This is a genomic window from Streptomyces sp. CA189, from assembly GCF_056428985.1.
The window spans coordinates 116,269-141,757 of the sequence record NZ_JBWJVM010000009.1; the positions used below are offsets into that span (position 1 = coordinate 116,269).

The 25,489-nt window shown below is 73.7% G+C and carries 21 protein-coding genes; 6 read left to right on the forward strand and 15 right to left on the reverse strand.

The genetic code is table 11. The features are described from left to right. Nucleotides 1-20 precede the first annotated feature (20 nt). Entirely contained in the window at nt 21-1,331 is a 1,311-nt protein-coding gene (locus tag AC061S_RS10330; RefSeq protein WP_478685559.1) for a collagen-like domain-containing protein, read from the reverse strand. Nucleotides 1,332-1,643: 312 nt separating this feature from the next. On the opposite strand from AC061S_RS10330, the gene AC061S_RS10335 reads away from it, so the two are divergent. After that, nucleotides 1,644-2,159: a gluconokinase gene (locus AC061S_RS10335; RefSeq protein WP_478685560.1), complete on the forward strand. Its 516-nt coding sequence runs from the start codon at nt 1,644-1,646 to the stop codon at nt 2,157-2,159. Nucleotides 2,160-2,223: 64 nt separating this feature from the next. Here the strand turns inward: AC061S_RS10335 and AC061S_RS10340 are convergent, their stop codons facing one another. The 8 genes from AC061S_RS10340 to AC061S_RS10375 form a co-directional block, all read right to left on the reverse strand. After that, complete coding sequence (locus AC061S_RS10340) at nt 2,224-2,607, reverse strand: hypothetical protein (RefSeq protein WP_478685561.1); 384 nt, start codon at nt 2,605-2,607, stop codon at nt 2,224-2,226. Nucleotides 2,608-2,737: 130 nt separating this feature from the next. Then, nucleotides 2,738-3,016, reverse strand: coding sequence for a hypothetical protein (locus tag AC061S_RS10345; RefSeq protein WP_478685562.1), 279 nt, complete (start codon nt 3,014-3,016; stop codon nt 2,738-2,740). Further along, nucleotides 3,013-4,170 (reverse strand): hypothetical protein, encoded by a 1,158-nt coding sequence (locus AC061S_RS10350; RefSeq protein WP_478685563.1) that lies wholly within the window; start codon nt 4,168-4,170, stop codon nt 3,013-3,015. Before AC061S_RS10350 ends, AC061S_RS10345 begins: the two co-directional genes overlap by 4 nt. 143 nt (nt 4,171-4,313) lie before the next feature. Continuing rightward, nucleotides 4,314-5,639 carry a cytochrome P450 gene (locus AC061S_RS10355; RefSeq protein ID WP_478685564.1) on the reverse strand — a complete coding sequence of 442 codons (1,326 nt, stop codon included), beginning with the start codon at nt 5,637-5,639 and terminating at the stop codon, nt 4,314-4,316. A gap of 187 nt (nt 5,640-5,826) precedes the next feature. Then, nucleotides 5,827-6,414 (reverse strand): protein phosphatase, encoded by a 588-nt coding sequence (locus AC061S_RS10360; protein ID WP_478685565.1) that lies wholly within the window; start codon nt 6,412-6,414, stop codon nt 5,827-5,829. A 40-nt stretch (nt 6,415-6,454) separates the two neighbouring features. After that, a complete protein-coding gene (locus AC061S_RS10365; protein ID WP_478685566.1) occupies nt 6,455-7,507 on the reverse strand; it encodes a serine hydrolase domain-containing protein in 1,053 nt (350 codons plus the stop codon). A 181-nt stretch (nt 7,508-7,688) separates the two neighbouring features. After that, the gene (locus AC061S_RS10370; protein WP_478685567.1) at nt 7,689-8,579 is read right to left on the reverse strand and encodes a DUF4436 domain-containing protein; all 891 of its coding nucleotides are present in this window, start codon (nt 8,577-8,579) and stop codon (nt 7,689-7,691) included. Next, nucleotides 8,576-9,739, reverse strand: coding sequence for an agmatine deiminase family protein (locus tag AC061S_RS10375; RefSeq protein WP_478685568.1), 1,164 nt, complete (start codon nt 9,737-9,739; stop codon nt 8,576-8,578). Before AC061S_RS10375 ends, AC061S_RS10370 begins: the two co-directional genes overlap by 4 nt. A 262-nt stretch (nt 9,740-10,001) precedes the next feature. On the opposite strand from AC061S_RS10375, the gene AC061S_RS10380 reads away from it, so the two are divergent. Beyond that, on the forward strand, nt 10,002-11,693 hold the full coding sequence (locus AC061S_RS10380; protein WP_478685569.1) for a serine/threonine-protein kinase: 1,692 nt from the start codon (nt 10,002-10,004) through the stop codon (nt 11,691-11,693). Nucleotides 11,694-11,753: 60 nt separating this feature from the next. Next, nucleotides 11,754-12,485 carry an ATP-grasp domain-containing protein gene (locus AC061S_RS10385; RefSeq protein WP_478685570.1) on the forward strand — a complete coding sequence of 244 codons (732 nt, stop codon included), beginning with the start codon at nt 11,754-11,756 and terminating at the stop codon, nt 12,483-12,485. 68 nt (nt 12,486-12,553) lie between these two features. On the opposite strand, the gene AC061S_RS10390 is transcribed toward AC061S_RS10385, so the two are convergent. Then, entirely contained in the window at nt 12,554-16,138 is a 3,585-nt protein-coding gene (locus tag AC061S_RS10390; RefSeq protein ID WP_478685571.1) for a S8 family serine peptidase, read from the reverse strand. Nucleotides 16,139-16,478: 340 nt separating this feature from the next. Between AC061S_RS10390 and AC061S_RS10395 the strand changes: the two genes are divergently transcribed. Continuing rightward, a complete protein-coding gene (locus tag AC061S_RS10395; protein WP_478685633.1) occupies nt 16,479-17,963 on the forward strand; it encodes an MFS transporter in 1,485 nt (494 codons plus the stop codon). 27 nt (nt 17,964-17,990) lie between these two features. On the opposite strand, the gene AC061S_RS10400 is transcribed toward AC061S_RS10395, so the two are convergent. Further along, entirely contained in the window at nt 17,991-20,045 is a 2,055-nt protein-coding gene (locus AC061S_RS10400) for a glycosyl hydrolase family 28-related protein (protein ID WP_478685572.1), read from the reverse strand. Between the two features lie 138 nt (nt 20,046-20,183). Between AC061S_RS10400 and AC061S_RS10405 the strand changes: the two genes are divergently transcribed. Next, nucleotides 20,184-20,840, forward strand: a complete 657-nt coding sequence (locus tag AC061S_RS10405; RefSeq protein ID WP_478685573.1) for a DUF6629 family protein — start codon at nt 20,184-20,186, stop codon at nt 20,838-20,840. A 448-nt stretch (nt 20,841-21,288) separates the two neighbouring features. Continuing rightward, nucleotides 21,289-22,944: a GMC oxidoreductase gene (locus AC061S_RS10410; RefSeq protein WP_478685574.1), complete on the forward strand. Its 1,656-nt coding sequence runs from the start codon at nt 21,289-21,291 to the stop codon at nt 22,942-22,944. A gap of 82 nt (nt 22,945-23,026) precedes the next feature. On the opposite strand, the gene AC061S_RS10415 is transcribed toward AC061S_RS10410, so the two are convergent. From AC061S_RS10415 to AC061S_RS10430, 4 genes are all read right to left on the reverse strand, one after another. After that, complete coding sequence (locus tag AC061S_RS10415; protein WP_478685575.1) at nt 23,027-23,506, reverse strand: carboxymuconolactone decarboxylase family protein; 480 nt, start codon at nt 23,504-23,506, stop codon at nt 23,027-23,029. Next, nucleotides 23,503-24,585, reverse strand: coding sequence for an NAD(P)H-dependent amine dehydrogenase family protein (locus AC061S_RS10420; protein WP_478685576.1), 1,083 nt, complete (start codon nt 24,583-24,585; stop codon nt 23,503-23,505). The genes AC061S_RS10415 and AC061S_RS10420 overlap by 4 nt, the downstream gene beginning before the upstream one ends. 64 nt (nt 24,586-24,649) lie before the next feature. Then, entirely contained in the window at nt 24,650-24,814 is a 165-nt protein-coding gene (locus AC061S_RS10425) for a DUF6126 family protein (protein WP_478685577.1), read from the reverse strand. A 17-nt stretch (nt 24,815-24,831) separates the two neighbouring features. Then, a complete protein-coding gene (locus tag AC061S_RS10430) occupies nt 24,832-25,464 on the reverse strand; it encodes a helix-turn-helix domain-containing protein (RefSeq protein ID WP_478685578.1) in 633 nt (210 codons plus the stop codon). Between the last annotated feature and the right edge of the window lie 25 nt (nt 25,465-25,489).

Below are 25,489 nucleotides of genomic sequence, written 5' to 3' on the forward strand. Positions count from 1 at the left end.
GGGGCGGGGCCGGGGGCCGGTCATTCTCGGGCGGCGGCCGGGGTCAGGGCGCCGGCGGCAGGAGGCGGCACCGCTCCGGGCTGCGGATGCACGGGCGCCCAGGGTGCGTCGCAGGTGACGGCGCGCCCGTTGGTCCCGCAGTGGGTGTGGTAGAGCGTGCCCGTCTTGGTGATGGCCTTGATCTTCACGTCGTTGCCCTGGATGGCCAGGGCCACCGTGCAGACGTCGGCGGGGTAGCCGGTGACCGGTGCCACGGTGAGGTCGGTCCAGTCGAAGTCGCCCCACTGGCCCGCCATATCGCGGGTGCGGCGGCCGAGGTAGGTCTTGCCGTCCTTGAGGACGAGCGCGAACTCCTCGGAGTTGTTGGGCATCTGGTTGTCCACCGAGGCGCAGGGGCCCGTCGGGCCGGGCACTCCCCGCGGCCCGACCGGGCCCAACGGACCGAGCGCCCCGGTGGCACCGGCCGGACCCGGGGCTCCCTGCCGCCCGGGTGGCCCCGCGAAGCCCTGCGGACCCGCGGTTCCGGGAAGGCCGGGCAGCCCCTGCGTGCCCGCCGGCCCGGCCGGACCCGCGGGCCCCTGCTGCCCCTGCGGCCCGGCCGCCCCGGTGTCGCCGGTCCGCCCTACGTCCCCCGTGGGCCCCGGGTCCCCCTTGCGTCCGACGGCTCCCCGGTCCCCCTTGCGTCCGACGGCCCCCCGGTCCCCCTTGGGCCCGGCGATCCCCTTCTCCCCGGGGTCGCCCTTGGGCCCGGCACTCCCCTGTTCCCCCTTGAGCCCCGGAGGCCCGGCATCGCCCTTGGCGCCGGCGGTCCCCTTTCCGCCCGGCTCGCCCTTGGGGCCCGGCGGGCCCGCGTCGCCCTTGGGTCCGGCGCCGCCCTTCTCCCCCTTCGCGCCCTTCGGTCCCCGGGCACCTTGGGCCCCGGCGGGGGCGGGGCACGGGTGACCGTTCCCGGGTACCGCCCCGGCGCGCGGCCGTGCACAGTTGACCGCGGGCCCGCCGGTGCCCGGCCCCGCCGCGCGGATGGCCCGTAGCGGCCGCGGAGCGCTCGGTCCGGCCGCGCGCGCCCCGAAGGCCGGCGCACCACCCTCGTGGGCGACCGTCGCGCCTCTCCCGGAATCCGACACCGAGCCACCACCGGCCGAAGCCGGCGCGCCACCCCTCGAAGCCGACACCACACCACCGCCGGAGGCCGCCGCGGCACCGCCGGAGGCCTGCTCGGCGCCCTCGGAGGCCATTGCCGGGACCGTGAATCCACTCAGTGCCACGGCCACCGGCAGGACGAGGCCGCCGGCCAGCCGGGCCCTTCGTCCGGTTCTTGCTGTGGAAGACATGCGAGTACCCCTTCGCCGCACGGAAATGGTCGTCTGCTCCGGCCGAAGCGAGGGGGAGCATCTCCCGGAAGGGTGTCCGACGAAGATCAAAAACGCTGATGCCGCCGGATCGTCAACGAGTTGGTCCAACGACACGCGGTACCGGTACGCCGGACGGCGGGGGCACCCGCGCCGACGCGCGGCCCCCGGTGAACGGCCGGGTACGCGGCTGACCGGGCGGCCCGCTCGCCGTGATCGCCCGGCCGAGTGTGTTTCAGTGGTGCCGGGTCCTCCGGGGCCGAGGCCGACGAGGACAGTGAAACGAGGTGCACGATGGCGCGCGTCATGGTGGTGATGGGCGTGGCCGGGACGGGAAAGACGACCGTGGGCCGGCTGCTCGCCGACGCGCTGGGCCTCCCGTACGCGGAGGGCGACGACTTCCACCCGGCTGCCAACGTCGCCAAGATGTCCGCCGGCATCCCCCTGGACGACCCGGACCGCCTGCCCTGGCTGGACTCGATCGGCGCGTGGATGCGCCACCGGGCGGGTACCGGCGGCGGGGTCGTCGCCGCCTCCTCCCTCAAGCGGGCCTACCGCGACCGGCTGCGCGCCGTCGCGCCGGACGCCGTCTTCGTCCACCTCACCGGCGACCGTCCGCTGATCGAGGAGCGGATGGCGGCCCGCAAGGGGCATTTCATGCCCACCACGCTGCTCGACTCGCAGTTCGCCACGCTGGAGCCGCTCCAGCCGGACGAACTCGGCGTCCTCGTCGACGTGTCCGGAGCCCCGGAGGAGATCACCACACGCGCCCTGTCCGCCCTGCGCCGCCTCCCGGCACCGGTTGCGTAACCGCCCGGGCCGAGGCCCGGGGAAGCTCCCTCACCCCCGGGGATCCTGGGCACAAGGTCAAAGGTCAGAGGAAGATGAGTTCGACGCCCTCGTCCACGCAGAAGCGCAGGACGACAGCCAGCTGTTGGGCGTCCCGGATGTGCTGCTGGAGGGTCGGATCACCGGGTTCCTCCAGCCATTGGCCGATGATCGCGTTCAGACGGGGCAGCATCGCGGCGCATTCGGCCGTCGCGAGGTCGTCACCACCGACATCCGGGTGGTCGAGGAGCGGCTCCAGAGCGGTGGAGACCTCGCTCCACCGCCGTTCACCGCCGAAGCCCCGCATCTCGGAGAGGATGAACCCCTCGGCCTGTGCGAGCCGTTCCCGGAAGGCGTTGAAGCGGGCGCAGGACCAGCTGACATCCGGGCTGCTGGTGTCTCCGTCTCCTGGAAAGAGGGTCAAGCCCACGTCGTCCTCCTCGCGTGCGGATGCGGAGGGGACAGGATGGGCTGGAACGAGCGGCGTCGGCAACTGAAAAAGTGGTCGCCAGGTGCCTGGTGTGCGATCCCTCGCGGCCCGCTCCCCCGCCGGGTTCCGGTCAGCCGGTCCGTCGGTGTCTGCCGCGGGGCTTCTCGCGGGAGGCTGGGCAGGCGAGTTGGGCTGCCGCCAGGTCGAGGCCGCCTGCCGCCGTGGCGCAGCGGTCGGCCAGGGACGTCACCTCGGCGCGGAAGGCGTCGGCCCCCGGACCCTGCCAGCGCAGGTCTCCGGCGGCGCGGCGGAGCCGTTCGGCGTGCGAACGCAGGGCGGCCGAGTGGGCGCGCAGGCCTTCGGCCGGGGCGGCCCCGTCCCGGGGCGCGGGTCCGGCGGTGTCCGTCACCGGGTCCGCCCCGGGACGAAGACGTCGGGGTGGCCGGGCAGCCGCACGAGGTGGCTTCCGGTGACCCGCCCCCCGAAGGCGGCGAGGGCCGCCGCCGGACCCGGCTCGGGACCGGAACCCACCCAGGTGACCCGGTAGGCGGAGGTGAACTCCCGGCTCGCGGCCAGCCGTCCGGCCGTACGGGCGCCCGGACCGTGGCCGAGCAGGGCGAGTTCGGTCCCGGAGGGCACGAGGCGGCGTACCGTCGCGGCGACGTCCCGGACGTGCGCGGCCGGCTCTTCGTACGGGGCGTCGGCGCGGCCGGACTCCGTTGGTGGCCCCGCGAGTTGGAGCACGCACCGCTCGATCCCGTCCGGGCCGGCGACCTGCTGGAGCAGGACCGCGCCCGGCGCTCCGGCGATCCGGTCGGCATTGCCCCGGTATCCGGCCGGGGTGCCGGTGGTGTCCAGCTCGGCGAGGAGGCCGTTCCCCGGCTCGGAGCAGGCGGGTCCCCGGTCGAAGAAGGCCCGCAGGGCGGCGCCGATCCCGAGGAGCGGCTCGGCGGCCACGGCCCTGCCGGTGGCGACCTGCCAGCCGGCGTGGTCGTTGAACGGGTTGTCGTCGGTCAGCGCATTCCAGGCCAGCAGGTCGGCGAAGGACGGGTTCAGCAGGGCGAAGGCGGGCCCCTCGCCGCGTCGGCGCACGAGGTCGCGGAACGCCCGGACGGCGTCCGCCTGCCGGCCCTCCTCCACCGCGAGGAACACCTCGGCGGCGGCCGGGTCCGCCGACCTCGCCGGGTTACGGGTGCTCTCGACCCGGATCCGGCCCTTGAGGCCGCACACCGCGAGGCTGACGGCGAGGCTCTCCCGGCCGGTGACGACCCCGGCCAGCCACCCGGCCCGCGCCACGCCCCGGCCCCTGGCCGCCCAGCCGAGTCCGTCCGGGTCGGTGAGGGCGCGCAGCAGCGTACGCCAGGCCGCTCGGCGGCGGCTGCCGAGGCCCAGCGCGGTGACCGGCAGCCGGGAGCCGAGGGCCAGCCGGGATGCGTAGCGGGCGGCTTCGCCGACGGCGTCGGCCGCCTCGGCCAGTTCCCGGCACAGGGCGCCCAGTTGGTCGGCGTCCGGGTCGGTGGGCGCTGAGGTCGCGGAGGTCCCGGGGGTCGCGGCGTCGGACATGGATTCCTCGTCGGGTCGGATGAACGGCGGGCAGGACAGGGCGGGAGGAGGCGGACGGGGCGCGGCGAACGGCCGCCGCCGGGCAGGGCGGGTGGGCCGGATGCCGTGGCGCCGCCGGGGTGCGGGGTCGGCCGGTGGCGGGGTCAGCGGCGGGTCAGGCGCAGCCGGATGCCGTGCGGGTCCAGGGCCTCGGGGAGCGGGCCGACGGGGTCGAGCAGGGGCCGACCGGGCCGGACCCGGTGGCCGCGCAGCACCTCCGCGCAGAGCGCCGCGGTGACCAGCAGCCCCAACTGCTCGCCGGGGCACCGGCCGCCGGCATGGCTGAACGGGGCCATGCGTACGTCCCTGTCCGCTTCGCGGGAAGCCCACCGGCCCGGTACGAAGACGTGCGCGGCGGGCACGTGTTCGGGGTCGCGCTGGTGGAACAGCACGGGCAGCACCACACAGGTCCCGGCGGGATGCCGCACGCCCCGCCATTCGGTCTCGGTACGGGTGATCCGTATCAGGTCGGGCACGGCCGGATACAGCCGCAGCGATTCCCGGACGCAGGCCCGCAGCCGGGGCAGCGCGCCCTGGGCGGAGCCCTGCGCCCATCCGGCGGCCCGGGCCTCGGCGGCGACGGCATCCTGTTCGACCGGGTGCGCGCCGAGGAGCAGCAGGGTGCGCAGGAGGACACCGGGCACGAGGTCGAAGGCCGCCAGCCACTGGCGGACCTGCCCGACCGGGTCCGGCCCGACCTGGCCAGGATCCGCCTGGTCAGGGTCTGCCCGGCCCTGTCCTGCGTGGTCCGGTCCCGCATGATGCGGTCCCGCTTGGTCCGGCCTGCCGAGGGGGTCCGCGTGGCGGCGGGCCCGGGCGATGAGGGTGTGCGGCTCCGCGACGTCGGCGTACGCGGCGATCCGCGCGCCGGCCCCGGCGTGGAAACGTCCGAGCAGGCGGCCGAGTTCCGCGTCCTCCGCGGCCGCGTCGCCGAGGACGATGCGGCGGGCCGCGCGGGCCACGGAGTGCCGGACGCGGGCGAGTTCGAGGGAACCGCCGACCGTCAGGCACCGGGCCTCATCGGTGAGGACCGAGAGGAACGCCCCGCACGAGGGATGCACGGTCAGCCCCGCGGCGAGCACGGAGTCGTCGACCGCCCGCCGTTCGGCGCGGAGCCCGGCGTGGGCGCAGCCGTCCGCGCCTCCGGCGGGCCGGCCGGGGGAGCCGACGGGTTCGGCGTAGAACTGCTCGACGTCCTGCGGATCGAGGATGAGCAGGACGGTTCCGGTCAGCCCCCGTAGGAGCACGGGCGCTCCGCCGTGCCGGTCGCGCAGGGCCCGCAGGGTGGCGGCGGACCAGCGGGGCCGGCCCGGCCCCGCGTGCCCGCGCACCGCGGGGGGCCGGGCGCTCACGAAGCCCCGCACCAGGGCGGGCAGGGTGTGGGCGACGGCGAACCGGGCGCTCTCGCCGCGCCCCGCTCGGGCCGTCATGCGCGGGCCTCCGCGGCCGGGGCCGGTGGCGTGCACGCACCGCGGGCGGTCTCGTGGGCCGTACGCATCCGTGTACCTCCGCGCAGCCTGGACTCGACGGTCGGTGATCTCGCGCTCACCGTACGTCGACCGTCCCGGGTCCGCGCTCCGAGGACCACGAGGGGGGTACGGGAGGGCCGCGGGCGGGCTATGGGCGGGACGGCGCTCCCGGTTCGGGCTCGGGCGCGGGATCGGGTCCCGGATCTGGTCCGGGATCGGGACCGGAAACGAGGTCCAGATCGACGAGCAGCGCGGCGGCCTCCGGACCGGCGGCGAGGTAGTCCGTGAAGGTCGCGTTGTGCAGGGCCCAGGGGGATCGCCCACGGCGGACCAGGCCGATGGCGGCGGCCGGCGCGAGGCCGCCGTCGACGAGGCACTGGGCGACGACGAGACCGGAGCGGTTGTAACCGGAATGGCAGCGCACCAGGATCCGCCGTCCGGAGTCGAGGGCCGCGCGGGCGGCGGCGGCGAGCCGGAGGACGGTACGCAGCTGCGCGCCCGTGAGCGGGGCGTCCGGCAGGTCGCCGACCAGGTGTTCCACGCGCGGGTCGGGGCCGTGCCCCGGGCGGGTGAAGAGGCTGATGACGAGGTCGAACTCGGCTCCGACGACGACCGGCCGCAGCTCCCCGGCCGGGTCCGTCCAGTAGTGGCCGCCCATCCAGAGGCCGGGGGTGATCTCGTCCCAGGGACTCTGCGGACCGGGCACGCCACGGTCCTTCTGCCGGGTCTTCTTCATCGAACTCCGAAGATACAACAGCCTTGCAGTGCGAGGGAGTTCAGGCGAAGACCGCCTCACGGAAGGCGGTCCGGAGCGGCGCCGACGGGGTGGTCGGGAGGAGCGCCGCCCAGCGCCGCCCGCGCGGGGAGATCCACAGGGCCGGGCCTTCACCGTGGAACCAGCATCCGTGCGCGGCGGGGTGCCAGAGGAGGCCCCGGGCGGGCAGGAGCTCGCCGGTGCGGATGCGGAGCGACTGCACGGTCCAGGCCCGGCTGACGGGGCCGCCCGCAGGGGCGAGGAGGTGGCTCAGGAACCGGCCGAGGTCGCCGGCGGGCGCACGCAGGGTCCCGTCGGCGGCGAAGCCCGTCCGGGTCATGCCGAGCGGCCCCCAGATCCGCTCCGCGGCGACCCCCGCGAGGGGGCTGCCGCACAGCCGCTCGGCGAGCCCGCAGAGCGCGGGCGACACCCCGGAGCCGTGGGTGAGCAGATGGTGCGCGGTGGTGCCGGCGGGCAGGCCTTCGCCCGCCCCGTAGGCGGTGAGCGGGGTGTGCAGGGCCAGCTCCCCCGCGTCCACGAGCATCCCGATGACGGGCCACACGGCCAGCACACCCACCAGCCCGCCGACATCGGGGGCAAGCGCCCCCTCCCCGGCTCCGGCCCGACCGTCGGCCCGATCATCGGCCCCGGCCCCGGCGCCGGCTCCGGCTCCGGCTCCGGCTGCGCCTCCTGCCGACTGCTCCCAGAACCCGGCCCCGGCCTCCACCACCGCGTCCGGCCCGTCCACGCCGCCGACGGCCCATCCGGCCCCGGGGTCCAGGTCCCGTACGAGAGCCGCGACCCGGTCGACGCCCCGGGCCGACGCGGGCAGCCCGCGCTGCCCGACCTGGACGGCTTGCTCGGCCGGCCCGGCCGGCCCGGCTTGCTCGGCTTGCTCGGCCGGCCCGGCCCATCCGGCCTGCCCGGCCTGCCCGGACTGCCTGGACTGCCCGGACTGCCCGGACCGCGCAGGCTCCTCAGCTTGCTCGGCCTGCTCGGCCTGCTCGACGTGCTCGGCTTGCTCGGCCCATCCGGCCTGCCCGGCCTGCCCGGCCCGGTCGCTCTGGAGCGTCATGGTCAGCCACGGTACGGCGCCCACGGCACCTGCCCCGCGCGTCGCGCGGTCCGGCCCCGTACGGGCCACCCGAATGCCCCCGCATCCCACCCGGGACCACCGGCCGGGGATCGGGGCCCGGCGGCGCTCGGCCGCGTGCGCCCGGCCCGCCGCCGCCGCCGACGACGGCCCATACTCCGGTTCAGGCCCCCTCCGCCCCGCGCGCCGCACCCGCCCCCTCCGCCGGAGGCTCCGCGCGGATGCCCATGACGACCACGGTGATCAGGCAGAACGCGATGAGGATCTCCGCCCAGAGGAAGGCGAGGTAGTCGAGCAGGCAGCCGATCGGCGGTGTGCCGGGAGCGGTGTTGCGGAAGGCGGCCAGGGCGAAGAGCGTGGCGGCCATCCAGCCGAGGGCGGGCCAGGTGAGCCCCTTGCGGTGGGTGACGAGGTACCACCCGCCGATCAGGACGGACACGGCGAGCGCCCACATCGCGATCATCATGAACACCGCGAACACGAGCACGCTGTTGGAGCGGGCCAGCCCGATGTCGAGGACGGCGGCGCCGTCGGCCGCCGTCGAGGCCTCCACCGTGGACGAGAAGAGCACGTCGTTGTTGGAGAACAGGACCCGTACCGGAACCTTCTCCTGGCCCAGCACGGCCGCGAACTCCACGTCCGCCCCGTAGGCGTCGAACGGGTAGTCCGTGATGGAGCCGCCCGTCATGGCCACCGGCACGTCCAGGGTGGAGATGCGCTGGTGGGCCTTGAAGGTCAGGTCGCCGCGGGTGGCCGTCGAAGTCTGGAGGGTGAGGTCCTCGGCGGGTGCGATCCCGCCGGCCTCGGCCAGCGCCCCGCGGGGCGTGACCAGGACCCGCAGCACCAGCTCGCGCCCGGCCGCGTCGACGCGCTGGATCGTCGCCTCGACGTCCACCCGGTCCGGATCGGCCCGGCCCGCGGTGTGGACGGTGTCCTGGGCCTGGCGTTCGCCGAACTGCAACCAGGCCCCCACGCCGACCGCCGCCACGATCGCGAGCAGGCCCGGCAGCAGCGGGAAGCGCCGCCCGGACGGGCGGCGCCGCAGTGCGCTCACGCGGCAGGCTTGCCGGGCTGGTCGTGGGTCGCGCAGTGGATGCCGCCGCCGCCCGAGGCGATCGTGTCGATCGCGAGGGGTACGACGTCCCGCTTGGGAAAGTGCTCCTGGAGGATGCCGCGGGCCCGGTCGTCGGCCTGGCGGTCCCCGAACTTCGGCATGAAGACGGAGTCGTTGGCCACGTAGAAGTTGGCGTAGGTCGACACGAAGTCGTCGCCCTCGCCCGTGATCTTGTCCAGGTCGGGCTGCGGCAGGTCGATGATCTCGAACTTCCGGCCGCGGGCGTCCGTCGCCTTCGACAGGACCGACTTCGCCTGGTCCGCGGAGCGGGACCAGGAGTCCGGCGGGGTGTTCGGGTGCGCGCGGTCCAGCAGGACCACACCGGGCGCGGTGAACCGTACGAGGCTGTCCACATGGGCGTCGGTGATGTCCTCGCCGCGTACGCCGGCCAGCCAGACCACCTTCTCGACGCCCAGGGTCTGCTTGAGCTCGGCCTCGATCGTGTCCCGGCTCTTGCCGCGGTTGCGGTTGTCGTTGACGATCGAGCTCTCGGTGATCAGCAGGGTGCCCTCGCCGTCGGTCTCGAAGGAGCCGCCCTCGGCCACCAGCGGAGCCTGGACCCGGGGGATCCCGTACTTCTGGAGCAGAAGGCGCCCGACCTGGCCGTCGTTCTTGTGCTCCTGCTTGTTGCCCCAGCCGTTGAAGTTGAAGTCGACGCCGATGACCTTGCCCCCCTCCTCGACGAAGACGGGGACGGTGTCGCGGGCCCACATGTCGTCCACGGCCAGCGGGATCACCTCGACCTCGGAGCCGCAGGCCTTCTGCGCCGCGGCCACCTGCTCGGGGCGGGCCATCATGACGACCGCCTCGTACTCCCCGACGGCCCGGGCGATCCGTGCGATGTCCTCGCGTACGTAGCGCAGGTCTTCCATCCAGACCGCGTCCAGGGCGGGCCAGGCCATGAAGGTGCGGGCGTGGCTCTCCCACTCGGCGCCGAGCCGGCGCTCGGGCCCGGCCGGGGAGGGCTGGGCGGTGCCGACGGGGGCGTTGGAGCGCGGGGCGCTCTGCGAGGGGCCGCAGGCGGCGGCCCCGAAGGCGAGGGCGCCGAGCCCGGCGAAGGTGCGGAGGGCGGTCCGGCGCGTGGGGGGCAGGTGGGACACGGGAGAACTCCGATCGAGGACTGGCGGGACGACTGCGTCCGACCAGGACGGGCGCGGGAGGTACGGCACGGGCCGACGGTCCCGGGCCCCTGAGACAAGGGTGCGCCCTCCGTCCGCGAAGGGCCGTGACGCGGGGCGGGTGGTGCGGGCACGTGTCGCCCACTCTGGCACTGACTGAAAATTCAGTCAATTCATGGCACGATGCGCGCAGGCCCCTGCCGCATCGCGGCGCTCCGCATCGCATCGTTGAAAGAGCCACCGCATGTCCGAGCAGCACTCCGGCGCACAGCCGGCCCCTACGGCACTGTCCGCGGATGATCCCCACGAGATCGGCGGCTACCGCCTGCACGCCCGGCTCGGCTCCGGCGGCATGGGCGTGGTCTACCTGGCCCACACGCCGGGCGGCCGCCCCATCGCGCTGAAGGCCGTCCGCAGGGAGCTCGCCTCCGATCCCGAGTTCCGCCGGCGGTTCGCCCAGGAGGTGGCGAGCGCCCGCCGGATCCACGGCCTGTTCACGGCCCAGGTGATCGACTCCGGGGTCGAGGACCCCACGCCGTGGCTCGCCACCGCGTACGTGTCCGGTCCCTCGCTGCACGAGGTCGTACGCAGGCACGGGCCGCTGCCGGTACGCACGGTCCTGCTGCTCCTCGCCGGCATCGCCGAGGCGCTCCAGGCCATCCACGGGGCGGGCGTCGTCCACCGCGACCTGAAGCCGGCCAACGTGCTGCTCGCGGGGGACGGCCCCCGGGTGATCGACTTCGGGATCGCGCGCGCGGCCGACGCCGCCGCGCTCACCGGTACCGGGCTGCGGATCGGCACGGCGGCGTTCATGGCGCCCGAGCAGGCGCTCGGCCATCCGGTGACGCCGGCGACCGACGTCTTCGCGCTCGGGACGCTGGCCGCCTACGTGGCGGGCGGGATCGCGCCCTTCGGGAACGGGCCGGAGTCCAGCGCCCTGTACCGGGTCGTCCACGAGCACGCCGACCTCACCCGGGTGCCGCCCGAGCTGCACGGGCTGATCGCGTGGTGCCTCGCGAAGCGTCCCGAGGACCGTCCGCGGCCCGCCGAACTGATCGCCTCCGTACGGGCGCACCCGCTGGTGGGCGGGCGGCCCGAGTTCACCGACGGGTGGCTGCCCGGGCCGGTCCGGGAGGAGGTCGGGGGCCGGGGGGACACCGCGTGGCCCGCCCCGCCGCCGTTCCAGGCCACGAGGACGGCCACCGCACGCCCGGGCCCGGCGGGCACCGCTCCGGCCTCACCCGGACCGGGTACGGACCCCGGAGCCTGGCCCGGCGGGCGGACGCCGGCGCCGGTACCGGTACCCGCACCGACACCCCACCCCGGGCAGGGCCGCGGACGGCGGCTTCCGGTGCTGCCGGCCCTGCTGGTGGCCGGCACCCTGCTGGCCGCCGCCGGAGCCGTGTACTACCTGGACGGTCCCGCGGGCGAAGCCCAGGGCAACGGCGGCAGCCCCGTCACCGGCCCCACGGCCTCCGCCTCCGCCTTCCCCTCCCCCTCTTCGTCCGCCTCCGCCTCCGCGACGGCCACGCCGCCCGACCCGGCCGCCGCGTACGTGCCGGGCTACACGAGAACCGAGCTCACCGCCCCCGACTCCGGTTACGAGTTCGACCTGAAGGCCGGGAAGGTGGTGCCCGCGGAGACGGCCGCCTGGTACCTGGCGCGCGAAGGCCAGGCCTTGGTCCCCTCCGAGGAGTCGGACTCCTTCGTGTCCGACTCCGGGGAGCCGTCCGGCTCCGCGGAGCTGACGCCGGCCGCCTGCCTCCAGGGCATCGAGACCCGCCCGGCCGCCTCCCTGCCCCTCGCCGCGCTCGCGAAGGCCCGGCCGTTCTGCGTGCGCAGCCCGGACCGGAGCGAGATCGCGATCGTGAGACTGGTCGAGGCCCCCGCCGACGACTCCGTCACGATCCTGGTGGACCAGTACCGCAGGAGCTGAAGCCCCCGCCGGCCCCGAAACCCGGATGACGCCGGCCCGGCCCTTCGGCAGGATCTCCGCATGACCCTGCTGCTGCCGCCCCGTGTCACCGCGTCCGCCGCCCGGCTCCGGGACGCGGCGCACGCGCGCGGGCTGGCCACCGTACGACTGGACGGCTTCGCCGTGCCCGAAGGCCTGCGGGCCGACCATGTGCACGCCGGGCCGCGGTTCGCCGACGCGGTGGCCCCCGGGCTCGGGATCGGTCTGCTGGAGGCCCCGTCCGACTGGCTGGCGCGGCTGCCCCGGGAGTTCACCGGGCGGGAGGTCCGGCTGATGCCGATCCGCGAGGCGTACGGGCTGCGCCGGCCCGTCTTCGTGAAGTCGCCGAACGACAAGGACATCCCGGCCCTCGTCTACGCCGACGGCTCCCGCCTGCCGGGGCCGGACGCGGTGGATCCGGGGACGGAGGTGCTGGTCAGCGACGTGGTCCGGTTCACGGCGGAGCACCGGATGTTCCTGCTCGACGGGGCCGTGCACACCGCGAGCCGCTACGCCGAGGACGGCCGTCTCAGTCCGGGCCCGGCCTCGGCCGACGCCCTCGCCTTCGCGGCCGGCCTGCCCTTCTCCACCCTCCCGTCCGCGATCGTCGTCGACGTGGGCCTCGCCGACGGCCGTTGGTCGGTGATCGAGGCCAATGCCGCGTGGGCCGCCGGTACGTACGCCTGCGACCCGGGGCACGCCTTGGACGTGGCCCTCCGCGCGGCGGCCCCGCTCCCCTCCTTCACCGACCGCGACCGGAGGTTCCTCCGATGACCACCGGGGCCTGAAGGCGGAGGGCGGGGCGCCCGGAGGCGCCCCGCCCGTTGCGCTGTCGCCCGCGGTCAGCTCTTGTCGGGGCGGTCCGTCACGCGCAGGGAGTTCAGCAGGGGTTTGCCGAAGCCGGTGTGGGTGACGAAGCGGATGTTCAGGGTGCCGTCCGTGACCGTGACCGTGTAGGTGCGGGTCAGGGCCGTGTACGTGCCCGCCTCCAGGGAGATGTCCAGGGAGGGCAGTACCTGCGTGCCCTCCGCCAGGACGTCGAAGACGCGCTTGTTCGGCTTCGTGGAGGAGAGTTCCGCGAAGCCCAGTTCGACGGTGTAGGTGCCGTTGGGGACGGTGTCGAAGCGGTATTCGTACATGCCCTCACGGGCGTTGCGGAAGAGCTTCTGGTCGGCCGTGCCCGCGATCGTGCGGCTGGTGGACTGGGCCGAGCCGTTGCCCTGGTAGCCGTACGAGCCCGTCGTGTACTTGCGGTCCGGTGACCAGCCGTCGCCCAGCGAGTCCGTGCTCGCGCCCGTGGAACCGGCGTCCAGGGCGACCTGGTAGCGCGGGACGACGAGCTTGACGGGGACGGTGAGCACCGGGGTCCGGCCGCTGGCCGAGGTGATCTTCAGGTCGGCCGTGAGGACCGTGCCCGGGGTCAGGCCCGTCGTGTCCACCGCCAGGGTGAGCGGGGCCTTCCCGCCCGTCGGGAGGTCCCCGGAGCCCGGGGTCACCGTCAGCCAGGCCGCGTCCTCGGCCGCCGTGAAGGCCGTGCCGAGACCGGGGTTGGTGAGGTCGAGGGTCCGCGTCCGCTGCTGACCGGGCGGCAGGACGATCTCCACGGCCGGCTTCGCCGGGGTCACCTTGCCGGTGCGCAGGGACCGGGTCACCTGGGTGACGTCGGCCGCCTTGACGTCCACGGTGGCGGCCACCGGCTCGTACTGGGCGGCCGTCAGGGCGAGTTCCCGGGCGCCGGACGGGCTCTGGACCACGTAGCCGCCGTCGGCCGCCGTGGTGGCGGAGACCGCGGTGGCGCCCGTGCCGACGGTCACGGTGACTCCGGCGACGCCGTTGCCGTCGTTCGCGTCGAGCACCCGGCCCGCCACCACCCCGCTCTTGGTGGTGCGGAAGGAGACGGACAGGCCGTCCGTGATCACGGGCGTGTTGAAGGAGTAGCGGTAGGCATCGGTGCCGGTCGCGTTCTCCACGCCGACCGTGGCGGTGGAGCCGCCCTTGATGCCGGTGCCGCCGGTGCCCCGGTAGGAGTACCGGACGGTGCCGTCCTCGCCGATGGCCGCCGAGAAGGAGAACTTGTCGGACTGCGCCGACCAGTGCGACACCTCGCGCCACTCGATGACGTAACTGCGGTGCGGCGCGTTGCCGGTGACCGCGGTGAAGACTCCGGAGCCGCTGCCGGCGGCGCCGACGACCAGGTCGTCCCAGAACGGGTACAGCGCCGCGTTGGGCGTGGCCGCGCTCGGGACGTCCCCGTTGACGTCCCCGGTGTGGTTCCCGCCGAAGCTGACCGTGCCGTTCGTGCCGATCCAGGCCTGCCCGTACGTCTTGCCGTAGAGCGGCAGCGGGAAGGGCAGGTCGACGCGCTCGGTGGTGTTGTCGCCGGTCAGCGCGAGCCGCCGGTCGCCCGGCTGGTACGGTCCGCCGGCCGAGGCCGCGCAGGCGTAGCCGTAGCCGTCGGTGCGTTCGGGCAGGTTCACCGCGACGGCGGTGTCCCCGGCCACGGTGACCGCGGCCGCGCCGGCGGTGAGGCAGCGCGAGGAGTGGGTGGCGTTCACGGTGTAGGTGCCGTGCGGCAGGGTGACCTCGAAGCGGCCCTGGGCGTCGGTGGTCGCGGTCACCGGGGTGTCGGCGACGGTCACCGCGGCGCCGGCGAGCGGCCCCGCGGCCGAGGCGACGGTGCCGGTGAGCTTCCCGGAGTCCGCCTGGACGAGGTCGAGGTCGCCGGTGGCGGTGGCGTTCTCGGTCACCGCCACGGTCGCGCCCTGCTGCCCGTAGCCGAACTTCGACGCGGTGAGCGCGTACGATCCCACGGACAGGGTGGCGAAGCGGTACGTGCCGTCGGCGGCGGTGGTCGCCGTACGGTCGATGGGGCCGTCGGCGAGGACCTTCACCCCGGCGACGGGCTGCCCGCCGGAGCGGACGGTGCCGGCGAGCGCGCCGAGGGCTCCGCGCGGTGCGGAGGTGACGGCGGCGAGTGCGTCGAGCTTGCCCTCGCCGAAGACGTTGTTGTCGGCGGCGGTGCCGCCGCACTGGGCGCTGTCGGTGTCCAGCGCGGTGCCGTCCAGCAGTGCTTCGGTCTGCGCAATGTCGCCCTCGAGGGCGGGCGCGGCCGACCAGAGCAGGGCCACGGCCGCGGCGGTGTGCGGCGATGCCATGGAGGTGCCGGAGAAGGAGGCGTACCCGCCGCCGGGGACGGAGGAGCGCACGTTCACCCCGGGGGCCGCGATGTTCGGCTTGACGGTCCCGCCGGGGCCGGCGCCGCGCGAGGAGAAGGAGGCGATGGCGCCATTGATGTCGAAGGCGCCGGAGCTGTAGGAGCTCGTGTAGTCGCCGGGCGATCCGCTGGTGGCGCAGCCGGGTCCGGAGTTGCCATTGGAGAAGGCCGGGAAGATGCCGGCGGCCCGCCAGGTGTCGACGATCTCCTGGTACCAGGTGTCTCCGCCGGTGCCGCCCCAGGAGTTGTTGACGATGTGCGGGGCCAGGTCGGGGCGCGGGTTCCGGCCGTTGAGGTCGGTCGGGGCGACCATCCACTGGCCCGCGGCGAGCAGCGAGGCCTCGGAGCAGGAGGTGGTCTCGCAGCCCTTGGCGGCGATCCACCTGGCTCCCGGGGCGACGCCGGTCTTGTTGGCGCCGCCGTCGTCGCCGACCATCGTGCCCATGGTGTGGGTGCCGTGGTCGTTGTTGTCGCAGGGAGCCGCGGTGGAGCAGACGCCCGCCGGGTCGAACCAGTTGTAGTCGTGGTCGTAGGAGCCGTCCGCGCCCCGGCCCCGGTACTGCTGGGCCACGGCCGGGTGGGTGTGGTCCACGCCGCTGTCGATGTTGGCGACGACGATGCCCTCGCCGCGGACGCCTAGCTGGTCCCAGACCTGCGGTGCCTTGATCCGGTCGATGTTCCATTCGACGGCGTCGGCCGCCGTCTTCTCCCGGGTGCCTTCCGCGGGCTTGGGGAGGGTGACCTGGTCGTCCGCGTCGATCCGGGACACTTCGGGGCGCTGGGCCAGGGCTCCGGCGAGCTTGTCGGTGCCGACGACGCGGACGGCGTTGACGATCCAGTACGAGGTGTACTCGGCCTTCACACCGTCCAGGGCCTTGATCACTTCGGCCTGGCTGCGCGCGGCGTGGTCCTTCTTCAGGCGCAGAACCGTTTCCGCTTTCGCGGTGCGGGTCTGCTGCCCCCGCGCGGCGGTGAGGTCGGCCGCGCTGTCGAGGTAGACCCAGAAGACCGCCTTGGCGGAGCCGTCGAGCTGGGCCCGGAGACTCGGCTCGATCTTGCGCTCGGCCATGCCCGGGGTGGGGGCCGGATCGGGGGCGGCCGCGGCCACGCCCACGCCCAGGGGCAGCAGCAGGGCCGCGGTGAGGGCGGCGAACCCTGTGCGCAGGGGGCGTAATCGTGAGCGGGGGGTTCGTCGGGTGTCGCTTCGTGCCACGTGGGGTCTCCTCGTACGCCGTGTGCAGAACGTGCGGAAAGGGTGTGCGTGACGTGCGCGGGCCATGGTGCGGGAGGTGTCATGGCCCGTACAAGAGTGCCTAATGAGCCGTGCCGCCCGCCGGACCTCCACCCGGGCCACCACCCGGGCCGCCACCCGGGCCGCCACCCGGGCCGCCGGGCAGCCCGCCGTCACCGGGGCCGCCACCGGCCGGGTGGCCGTTCCCAGCCGGGTGGCCGTTCCCAGCCGGGTGGCCGTTCCCAGCCGGGTGGCCGTTCCCAGCCGGGTGGCCGTTCCCAGCCGGGTGGCCGTTCCGGGCCGCGCGGGCCAGCCTGGGGGAATGACCGAGCCCGTCCCGTCGCCCTCCCCCGGGGTGCGCCTCAGTACCGCGCAGGGCCGGTGGATCGTGCTGACCACCGTGCTCGGGTCCGCCATGGCGCTGCTCGACTCGACCGTGGTCAATGTGGCCCTGCCCGCCATCGGGCGGGATCTCGGCGCCGATCTGGCGGTGCTCCAGTGGACGGTCAACGCCTACCTGCTGACCCTCGCGGGCCTGATCCTGGTCGGCGGGTCGCTCGGGGACCGGTTCGGGCGGCGCCGGATCTTCGTGCTCGGGGTGGTGTGGTTCGCGGTCGGCTCCCTGCTGTGCGGGCTCGCGCCGAACGCCGGGGTGCTCATCGCCGCCCGCGCCCTGCAGGGCATCGGCGGGGCGCTGCTGACGCCCGGTTCCCTCGCGCTGATCCAAGGCTCGATCCACCCCGACGACCGGGCCCGCGCGGTGGGCCTGTGGTCGGGGTTCGGCGGGGTGGGCGCCGCGGTGGGGCCGTTCCTGGGCGGCTGGCTGGTCGACGGGCCGGGCTGGCGCTGGGTGTTCCTGCTGAACGTGCCGGTGGCCGCGCTCTGCGTCCCGGTCGCGCTGCGGCACGTACCGGAATCGCGGGATCCGGTGGCGCACGGGCGGTTCGACGTGGCCGGGGCGGTCCTCGGCGCCGCCTCTCTCGCGCTGCTGACCTACGCGCTCATCGAGGCCCGGTCGGGCGCCGCGCTCGTGGTGGGAGCCGCCGTGGGCGGGGTGCTGCTGGCCGGGGTCTTCGTGGTGGTCGAGCGGCGGCGGGCCGATCCGATGGTGCCCCCGGACATCTTCTCCTCGCGCCTGTTCACCGCCGTCAACCTGGTCACCCTGTGCGTGTACGCGGCCTTCGGCGGCTTCTTCTTCCTCGTGGTGCTCCAGTTGCAGGTGGTGTCCGGGTACTCCGCCCTGGCCGCCGGGGCCGCCCTGCTGCCCACCACGGCCCTGATGCTGCTGCTGTCGGCCCGCTCCGCGCAGCTCGGGGAGCGGATCGGCCCGCGCATCCCGCTGACCGTGGGACCGCTGCTGTGCGCGGCGGGGATGCTGCTGATGCTGCGGGTGGGTCCCGGGGCCCCGTACGTACGGGACGTGCTGCCGGCGCTGCTCGTGATGGGCCTGGGCATGGCGGCCCTGGTGGCTCCGCTGACGGCGACCGTCCTGTCCTCGGTGGACCCCGGCCGGGCGGGCCTGGCCAGCGGCATCAACAACGCGGCCGCGCGCGCCGCCGGACTCCTCGCGGTGGCCGCGCTGCCGCTGCTGGCCGGGATGGGCCCGGACGCGTACCTCTCGCCCGGGGCCTTCGACGCGGCCTTCGGGCGGGCGATGTTCTGGTGCGCGGGGGTGCTGGTGGCCGGAGCCGCCGTGGCCTGGGCGACCGTACGCTCCCCCGTGCCCGGGGCCTGTCACCCGCAGTGCCGTACCAACTGCGCGGTGACCGCTCCGCCGCTCGAACCCCCGGGAGCGGCGGAGCGGTAGCCCCGTTGGGGATCGCCGAGCGGTCCGCTACCAGGGGCTCGGCACCGGCGGGGCGACGACCGGCGGGCGGTCGTCGCAGGTGATGGTGTTGGGCAGTTCCCAGCCGGCCAGCCAGGGTCCCGTCGTACCGCCGCCGTCGTTGCCGCCCCGGTCGACGAGGCTGAACTCCGAGCCGGTGGCGGGGAAGTTGAAGGAGCCGCAGTTGTTGACGCCCACGGCCCCGACGTTCCGGGCGTCGACGTTCTCGAAGCTCGCCGAGCCGGCCACCCGCGCGCTGACCACGGAGGTACCGGTGCCGTCGACCCGGGCGTCCTTGAAGTGGACGTTCTCGATGCGCACCCTGTCCTTCACCGGCCAGTCGCTGACCAGCATGATCGCGTTGTAGGTGCTGTCGAGGAAGGAGTTGCCGGTGACCCGGATGTCGGCCTGGTCGATGCTGCGGTCCAGGGCGTAGAACCAGATCGCACCGAGCCCGATGTTCCAGTTCAGTTCGTACGTGCCGGCGCGCACGGTGGTGTTGCCGTCGATCCGCAGGCTGCCGGTGAAGGGTTCGGCTCCGAAGCGGGAGCCGACGTGCAGGGCGCTGCCCTCGCGGACCGGGTCCGCGACGAGGTTGGCGGTGACGGTGGTGTCGGCCCCGCCGTAGATCGCGATGCCGTTGGCCAGGGTGGGGCTCTGCACGGTGTTGTGGTCGAAGGTGTTGCGGGCGTTCGTGGTCTTCTCCGCCCACATGGCGAGGCCGTCGTCGCCCGTGTTGCGGACGAAGTTGTCCTGGACGAGGGAGTCGGTGACTCCGGTGTGGAAGTTCAGGCCGTCGGCGATCTGGTCGGTGATGACGTTGCGGGTGACCTTCACGTTGCTCATCGGGCCGTCGAACCAGAGGCCGACCTTGGTGTGGTGGATGTAGAGGGAGTCGATGGTGGAGTCGCTCATCGCGCCGCCGACTCCGTTGACCTGGTCGGTGTCCACGCGCTCGCGGACGTCGCCCTCGATGGCGAAGCGGGAGAGGTGGACGCCCCGGCTGCCGCCGTCCGCGGCCTCCTTGCCGTAGAAGCCGACGCCCTTGCCCTTGACGGTGGTGTACCAGCTGCCGGCGCCGGTGATCGTGACCTCGTCCACGATGATGTGGCGGTTGACCTGGTAGGTGCCCGGCGGCAGGTACACCGGGAGCCGGTGGCGCTTGGCGAAGGCGATGGCCCGGTCGATGGCGTCGGCGGAGTCCCGGCGGCCCGTCGGGTCGGCGCCGAAGAGGAGGACGTTGGCGGCGGCCGCCTCCACGTGCGGGGCGCCGACGCGCTGCGAGTCGAGCAGGTCGATCACCGTCCAGGCGGCGGGGCTCCCGGCCGGGACGGTGAGCCGGACCTTCTCGCCCGCCCGGTGGGTGCGGCCCAGGAGCAGGCGCTGCTCGTCGTACATGTGGGTGGGGCGGAACGGCTTGGCGATGACCGGGGCCGGGGTGGTGGCCGCCGGGACGCAGGCGCACTCGGTGATCCACCAGTCGGGGTGCAGGAGGTCTGCCTGCGGGTCGTTGCTGAACGGGTACTGGTTGTACAGCCAGGAGTACTGCGAGGTCAGCGTCATGGAGCGGCGGTTCTTGCCGTTCACGGTGACCTCGAGCGGGGCGGTGATGCCGCCGCCGGCCGGGGCGTCGGGGAGGCTGTAGCGGACGGTGACCGCGTCGGCCGCCGCGGGCAGGGTGAACTCCACGTACTGGCCCGGGACCAGCCGTACCGCCTTGCGGCCGGAGGCCTCGGCGGGCAGTGCGTACGCGGTGCGGTCGGGGCCGATGAGCGTGCCGGTGGTGACCGCGTTCTCCGCCTCCTGCTCGGCGAAGTCCACCCGGGCACCGCGGCCCTCGGCCAGTGCGGGGTCGAGGGCCGCCCGGGTGACGGCCGTGGGTGCCACCGGCTCCGCGGCGGCGGGGCGGGCCGCGGCCGCGCCCGCGCCGAGGGCGCCGAGGCCGAGGGCGGACACGGTGAACGCCGCCAGGACGGCGGCTGCCCGTGCGGGGACGGCTCTTCTGCTCGCGGCGCCGGCTGCGGCTGCTCTCGCGGCGGTGCTTGCAGCTCTTCTTGGGGGCATGGCCGGGACAGTAGGACCACGCGCGCAAACACGGCAAGAGTTGTGCAGAATTCTTCTCCGTCTTATCGAGTTTTTCCAGCAATCCGTGGTGTGGCAGACGCCCACACCTCGGCCCTACCGTGAGATGGGGAGGGCCCCATGTGCTGGAGCGCGACGGCCGATCTGACGGCGGGCACGGTCATCACCGCCGTTGGGATCGCCTGCCTGGCCCGGACCCGGCGCGCCCGGGACCTGCCCGTCGCCGCGCTCCCGCTGATCCTGGGCGCGCACCAGCTGATCGAAGCCGCCGTCTGGAACTCCGGCGGCGGCTGCGGCCCGGCCACCACCGCCTGGGCGGTGATCGCCCTCCCGCTGCTGCCCGCATGGGTGCCGCTCGGGGTGCTGCTCGCCGCCGCGCCCGAGCTCAGGTGCCGACTGCGCTGGCCCGCCGCCGCTGGACTCGCCACCGGCGCATACCTCTCGTACTGCTTGGCGACCCGCCCGGTGAGCGCCGAGGTCCGCGGCCACACCCTCGGATACGGCGTGAACGTCCCGTGGATCCCGCTGGTCCTCGCGGGATACCTGTTCGCCACGCTCGGCGCCCTGCTCCTCTCCGGGGACCGCCGGCTCCGCTTCCTCGGCCTCCTCCTGGCGGCCGGGGCCGTCGTCTGCGCGGCGCTGTGGAGGCTGGAGTTCGCTTCCACCTGGTGCGCCTTCGCCGCGGCCGCCTCGACGCTGATCCTGGTCTGGACCGGCGGTCGCGCGCGTTCCCCTTCTGTACGCGACGCCGCCGGCCGGGGTGCGCCGAGCCTGTAACACCGGCCAGGACGGGGAACAGGACCGCCCGCCGAAGGTAAAAAGATTCGACCGCCGACCACGGGCCCACCTTGTGGTTTGTCGCTTTTCGGCCTCGGAGCCCGCCGGATGCAGCCACGACGGAGTGGCTGGGTGCGCCGAGGTGCCCGGCGCCCGGGGCGGCGCGGCGTCCCGGCACGCGTTCGACTTCTGACGTGGTGGATTCGAGCGGACACCCCCCACCGGCGAGCTCCTCCCCCGGCGCACTTCCGTCACTCCGGGGCCACCGGCCATCCACAGCGGGTCGTCGTTCCCAGCGTCCGATGGGACCTTCAACCCCCCTCCGCGAGCCCCGAATCGACACCTTCCGCGGCCGCCACCGACGAAAGACGCCTTGACGTATCTAGTGACTTCGCAAGCACTCGGCAGTAGAACTCGTTCTCATTCCGCCTAGAGTGAGGAAGCTCACATGAGCGACAAAGGCCTGCACAAAACGAACCAGAACGGCGTCTCGCGTCGAGGATTTCTCGGTAGAACTGGTTCCATCCTGGGTGCAATGGCCCTTGCGGGTCAGATCGCCCCGTCCCAGGCCCAGGCCGCCGCGGCCGGCGCGGCCGCCGCCGGCCCCATCGACAACGGGGCGCACGTACCGGCCCTCGTGATCGGTACCGGGTACGGCGGTTCCGTCGCCGCCCTGCGGCTCGCCCAGGCCGGCGTCGACGTCCACATGATCGAAATGGGCATGGCCTGGGACACCCCCGGCTCGGACGGCAAGATCTTCTGCAACACGACCACCCCGGACTACCGCGCCTACTGGCTCCGCACCAAGACCAAGGCTCCGCTGAGCAACTTCCTGGGCTTCCCCATCGACAAGGCGGTCCCCCGCTACACCGGCATCCTCGACGCCGAGGAGATGGGCGGGATCATCGTCTACCAGGGCCGCGGCGTCGGCGGCGGCTCGCTGGTCAACGGCGGCATGGCGGTCACCCCGAAGCGCGCGAACTTCGGCGCCGTCCTGCCGACCGTCAACGCGGACGAGATGTACGACACCTACTACCCGCGCGCCAACGCCGGTCTCGGGGTCAGCCTGATCGACCCGGCCTGGTTCGAGAGCGTCGACTGCTACCAGTTCTCCCGCGTCGGCCGCAAGCACGCCCAGCGCGCCGGGTTCCCCTTCGTCTTCGTCCCCGACGTGTACGACTGGGACTACATGAAGCAGGAGGCGGCCGGGACCGTCCCCAAGTCCGCCGTCGCCGGTGAGATCCTGTACGGCAACAACGCCGGCAAGAAGTCCCTCCAGCAGACCTACATCGCCCAGGCCAAAGCCACCGGCAAGGTCACCATCTCGGCCCTGCACAAGGTCACCTCGGTCTCCCAGGCGTCCGGCGGCGGGTACACGGTCGTCATCGACCAGATCAACACCACGGGCGACACCGTCGGCACCAAGACCGTCGTCGCGGACAAGGTGTTCTTCGCGGCCGGCAGCGTCGGCACCAGCAAGCTGCTCGTCCGGCTCAAGGCCACCGGCGCGCTGCCCCACCTGAACAACGAGATCGGCAAGGGCTGGGGCGACAACGGCAACGTCATGTGCGGCCGGGCCAACCACATGTGGGACGCGACCGGCAAGGTGCAGGCCTCCATCCCCTGCGGCGGCATCGACAACTGGGACGCGGGCGGCGCGTTCGCCGAGGTGGCGCCGCTGCCGACCGGCATCGAGACGTACGCCTCGTTCTACCTGTCGATCACGAAGAACCCGAACCGCGCGCAGTTCACGTACAACGCCTCGACGGGCGGGGTCGAGTTGAACTGGCAGACGGCGTGGAAGGCACCGTCCATCGCCATGGCGAAGACCATCTTCGACAAGATCAACTCGAAGGAGGGGACGATCTACCGGACCGACCTCTTCGGCACCAACAAGATCTGGGGCGACCACCTCACCTACCACCCCCTCGGCGGGGCGGTCCTGGACATGGCCACCGACAACTACGGCCGCCTGCACGGCTACACCGGCCTGTACGTCATCGACGGCGCGCTGATCCCCGGCAACACCAGCGTCAACCCGTTCGTCACCATCACGGCGCTCGCCGAGCGCAACATCGAGAAGATCATCGCCACCGACCTGTAGGGGCGGCGGACAGCACGCAGACCGGGGCCGTCGGATTCTCCGACGGCCCCGGACCCGTGTGCGAGCCGCACGCGCTCCGCGCTCAGTGGCCCGGCAGCACGCAGACACTGTCGAGGCCGAGCACGTGGTTGAGCCGGCCGAAGGCCAGCCAGGAGCCGATGCTCATGGTCAGCTCCACGATCTCCACCTGGCTGTAGCGTGCCGCCATCCGCTTCCAGAACTCCTCGTCCAGGCCGTGGTGGTCCAGGCAGTACCGCTCCGCATACTCCGCCGCGAGCCGGGTGCGCTCGTCGAAGCGGTCCGTGGTGCGCCAGTCGGTGACGGCCTCGGGGAACTCGTCCTCGACCTTCTCCCCGTCCCGGTCGGTGCGCCAGTCCAGGCAGAAGATGCAGCCGTTGATCTGCGCCACGCGCAGCCGTGCCGCTTCGAACTCCCGCAGTCCCAGGGTGGTGTGGGCGTAGACCGACAGCGAGAAGTTGGCGGCGGCCATCCCGATGCCGGGTACCAGATCGCCCCACACGTACTCGATGGGGTGCTGGCCTTCGGGTATGTCGATCCTCATGACAGTTTCCTTCCGAGTTTGCCGACGGCGGGGCGCAGCGGGACGTCCAGGGCGTCGTAGAGCCCCGGTTCGGCCTCCACCAGCCAGTCGATGGCCCCGACGAGGCGTCCGACGGCGGTGGCGTTGCCGCCGGCGGAGCGGTTCTCGCCCTCGTCGGTGGCCTCGATGGTGACCTCGATGTGCGGGCGGCCCTCGATGATCACCCGGTGGGCGCCGTCACCGCCGTCGGGCGAGGTCGGCCAGTCGGGGGCGCAGGAGGCGTGGATGCGGGTGACGTGCTCGATGACGATGCGGGGTTTGCCCTCGACGATCCCCTGCACCTCGAAACGGATGGCGCCCTGGGTGCCTCCCTCGAACTCCCCCATCGTGCGCGTGGTGACGGTGGTGTCGAGGGCGCGGCGCTCCACGGTCTCGCGGATGTCGTCGAGTTCGACGCCCAGCGCCCGGGCCATCATCCGGATCTGCCCGCCCCACACCATGGTCGGGATGGACGGCATGAGCATCATCGGCTCGTAGTCCATGGGCTGGCCCATGCCGATGAGGAAGCGGACGGAGTCCGGCTGATCGTAGGTGGAGTAGTCGAAGATCTCCTGGCAGCGGATGACGTCGATCCGGGTGCCGAGACCGCTGAGCAGCAGCGGGAGCACGTCGTTGCCCCAGCCGGGGTCGACGCCGGAGGCGAAGAGCGAGCCGCCGCCCTCCGCGACCGCGGCCGTCACCGGATCGAGGAACTCTGGTGGGGCGCTGCGGTAGTCGTAGAGCGGATAGAGGGCGGGGCTCACGACGACGGCCCCGGCGCGGATCGCCCGGGTGATGTCGGCGAGCGCGTCGTCGGGGCGGATGTCGCCGGACGCCGCGTAGACGACCGCCCGCGGACGGGCCGCGAGGACCGCCTCGATGTCGTCGGTGGCCGCGACGCCCGTCTCGTAGTCGAGTTCGCCGAGTTCACCGGCGTCGCGGCCGACCTTTTCTGGATGGTGGACGATGACGGCGGCCAACTTCAGCGCCGGATGGGCTTCTACGGCACGGATGGCCAAACGGCCGACGTTGCCGGTACCCCAGACAACCGTGGAAATCATGCGCGGAGGGTAGCTTCAGGACCTGTAGGTTCCTAGAGCCGTGTACGGAAATTCCGGCCTGCTGTCACTGGTTTTGCGCACCCAGCACGAAGAGCAGGTAGACGAAGAACGCGAACAAATGGCCTACGAACAAATAGGCAATGAGTCGGATGATGAGACCCCGCGGGAACTTGGACTGCTGTACTTGCTGCGGCAGTGCTCCCTGCGTGTCCTGCGTATCGGATGACATGGCGTACGGCTCCTCGCCTATCGGTGGTGTGTGGTCGCGCCGGTGCCGCCGCCGAGGCACAGGCCGGCGAGGCTGCTCTGCAACAGGGTGTGGACGAACAGCAGCTCCGCCCCGGCGGCCGAGGCCGCGCCGATCCGGTGCGCGGTGAGCGAGTCGAAGTGGGCGCTGTCCCCGGGCTCCAGCAGGTACTCGGTATCCCCCAGGTGCAGCCGCAGCCGCCCCTGCAGCACGTACAGCCATTCCTCCCCGGGATGTACGCGGACCAGCTCGCCCTGGCTGCGGCCGTAGGGGACGTGCACGCGCAGCGCCTGCATCCCGCGGCCGGAGCCGCCGGCCTGCCAGTACGTCCAGCCGTCCGCCTCGCGGGCGCCCGGACCGCCGGCCCGTACGATGGGATCGGCGACGGCCGGGGTCTCCCCGAGCAGCTCCGAGACCGTCGTACCGTACGTACGGGCGAGTCCGAGCAGCAGCGGCAGCGAGGGCTGGCGGCGGCCGGTCTCCAGCCGCGACAGGTGCGCCGGCGAGAGCCGGGCCCGGGCGGCCGCGGCCTCCAGGGTGAGCCCGGCCCGGCGGCGCAGATCGCGCAGCTGCGGGGCCACGGTGGGCAGCTCGGCCGCTTCGCCGGGGTCGGGGGCAGGACCGGTTGTCATGCCCCGATTGAGCCAGATCCTTACC

Excerpts from the sequence above, each read along its gene's own strand:
- AC061S_RS10330 (WP_478685559.1), bottom strand. The coding sequence starts at position 1,331 with ATGTCTTCCACAGCAAGAACCGGACGAAGGGCCCGGCTGGCCGGCGGC.
- AC061S_RS10335 (WP_478685560.1), top strand. The coding sequence starts at position 1,644 with ATGGCGCGCGTCATGGTGGTGATGGGCGTGGCCGGGACGGGAAAGACG.
- AC061S_RS10350 (WP_478685563.1), bottom strand. The coding sequence starts at position 4,170 with ATGTCCGACGCCGCGACCCCCGGGACCTCCGCGACCTCAGCGCCCACC.
- AC061S_RS10355 (WP_478685564.1), bottom strand. The coding sequence starts at position 5,639 with ATGACGGCCCGAGCGGGGCGCGGCGAGAGCGCCCGGTTCGCCGTCGCC.
- AC061S_RS10360 (WP_478685565.1), bottom strand. The coding sequence starts at position 6,414 with ATGAAGAAGACCCGGCAGAAGGACCGTGGCGTGCCCGGTCCGCAGAGT.
- AC061S_RS10365 (WP_478685566.1), bottom strand. The coding sequence starts at position 7,507 with ATGACGCTCCAGAGCGACCGGGCCGGGCAGGCCGGGCAGGCCGGATGG.
- AC061S_RS10380 (WP_478685569.1), top strand. The coding sequence starts at position 10,002 with ATGTCCGAGCAGCACTCCGGCGCACAGCCGGCCCCTACGGCACTGTCC.
- AC061S_RS10385 (WP_478685570.1), top strand. The coding sequence starts at position 11,754 with ATGACCCTGCTGCTGCCGCCCCGTGTCACCGCGTCCGCCGCCCGGCTC.
- AC061S_RS10395 (WP_478685633.1), top strand. The coding sequence starts at position 16,479 with ATGACCGAGCCCGTCCCGTCGCCCTCCCCCGGGGTGCGCCTCAGTACC.
- AC061S_RS10400 (WP_478685572.1), bottom strand. The coding sequence starts at position 20,045 with ATGCCCCCAAGAAGAGCTGCAAGCACCGCCGCGAGAGCAGCCGCAGCC.
- AC061S_RS10405 (WP_478685573.1), top strand. The coding sequence starts at position 20,184 with ATGTGCTGGAGCGCGACGGCCGATCTGACGGCGGGCACGGTCATCACC.
- AC061S_RS10410 (WP_478685574.1), top strand. The coding sequence starts at position 21,289 with ATGAGCGACAAAGGCCTGCACAAAACGAACCAGAACGGCGTCTCGCGT.
- AC061S_RS10415 (WP_478685575.1), bottom strand. The coding sequence starts at position 23,506 with ATGAGGATCGACATACCCGAAGGCCAGCACCCCATCGAGTACGTGTGG.
- AC061S_RS10420 (WP_478685576.1), bottom strand. The coding sequence starts at position 24,585 with ATGATTTCCACGGTTGTCTGGGGTACCGGCAACGTCGGCCGTTTGGCC.
- AC061S_RS10425 (WP_478685577.1), bottom strand. The coding sequence starts at position 24,814 with ATGTCATCCGATACGCAGGACACGCAGGGAGCACTGCCGCAGCAAGTA.
- AC061S_RS10430 (WP_478685578.1), bottom strand. The coding sequence starts at position 25,464 with ATGACAACCGGTCCTGCCCCCGACCCCGGCGAAGCGGCCGAGCTGCCC.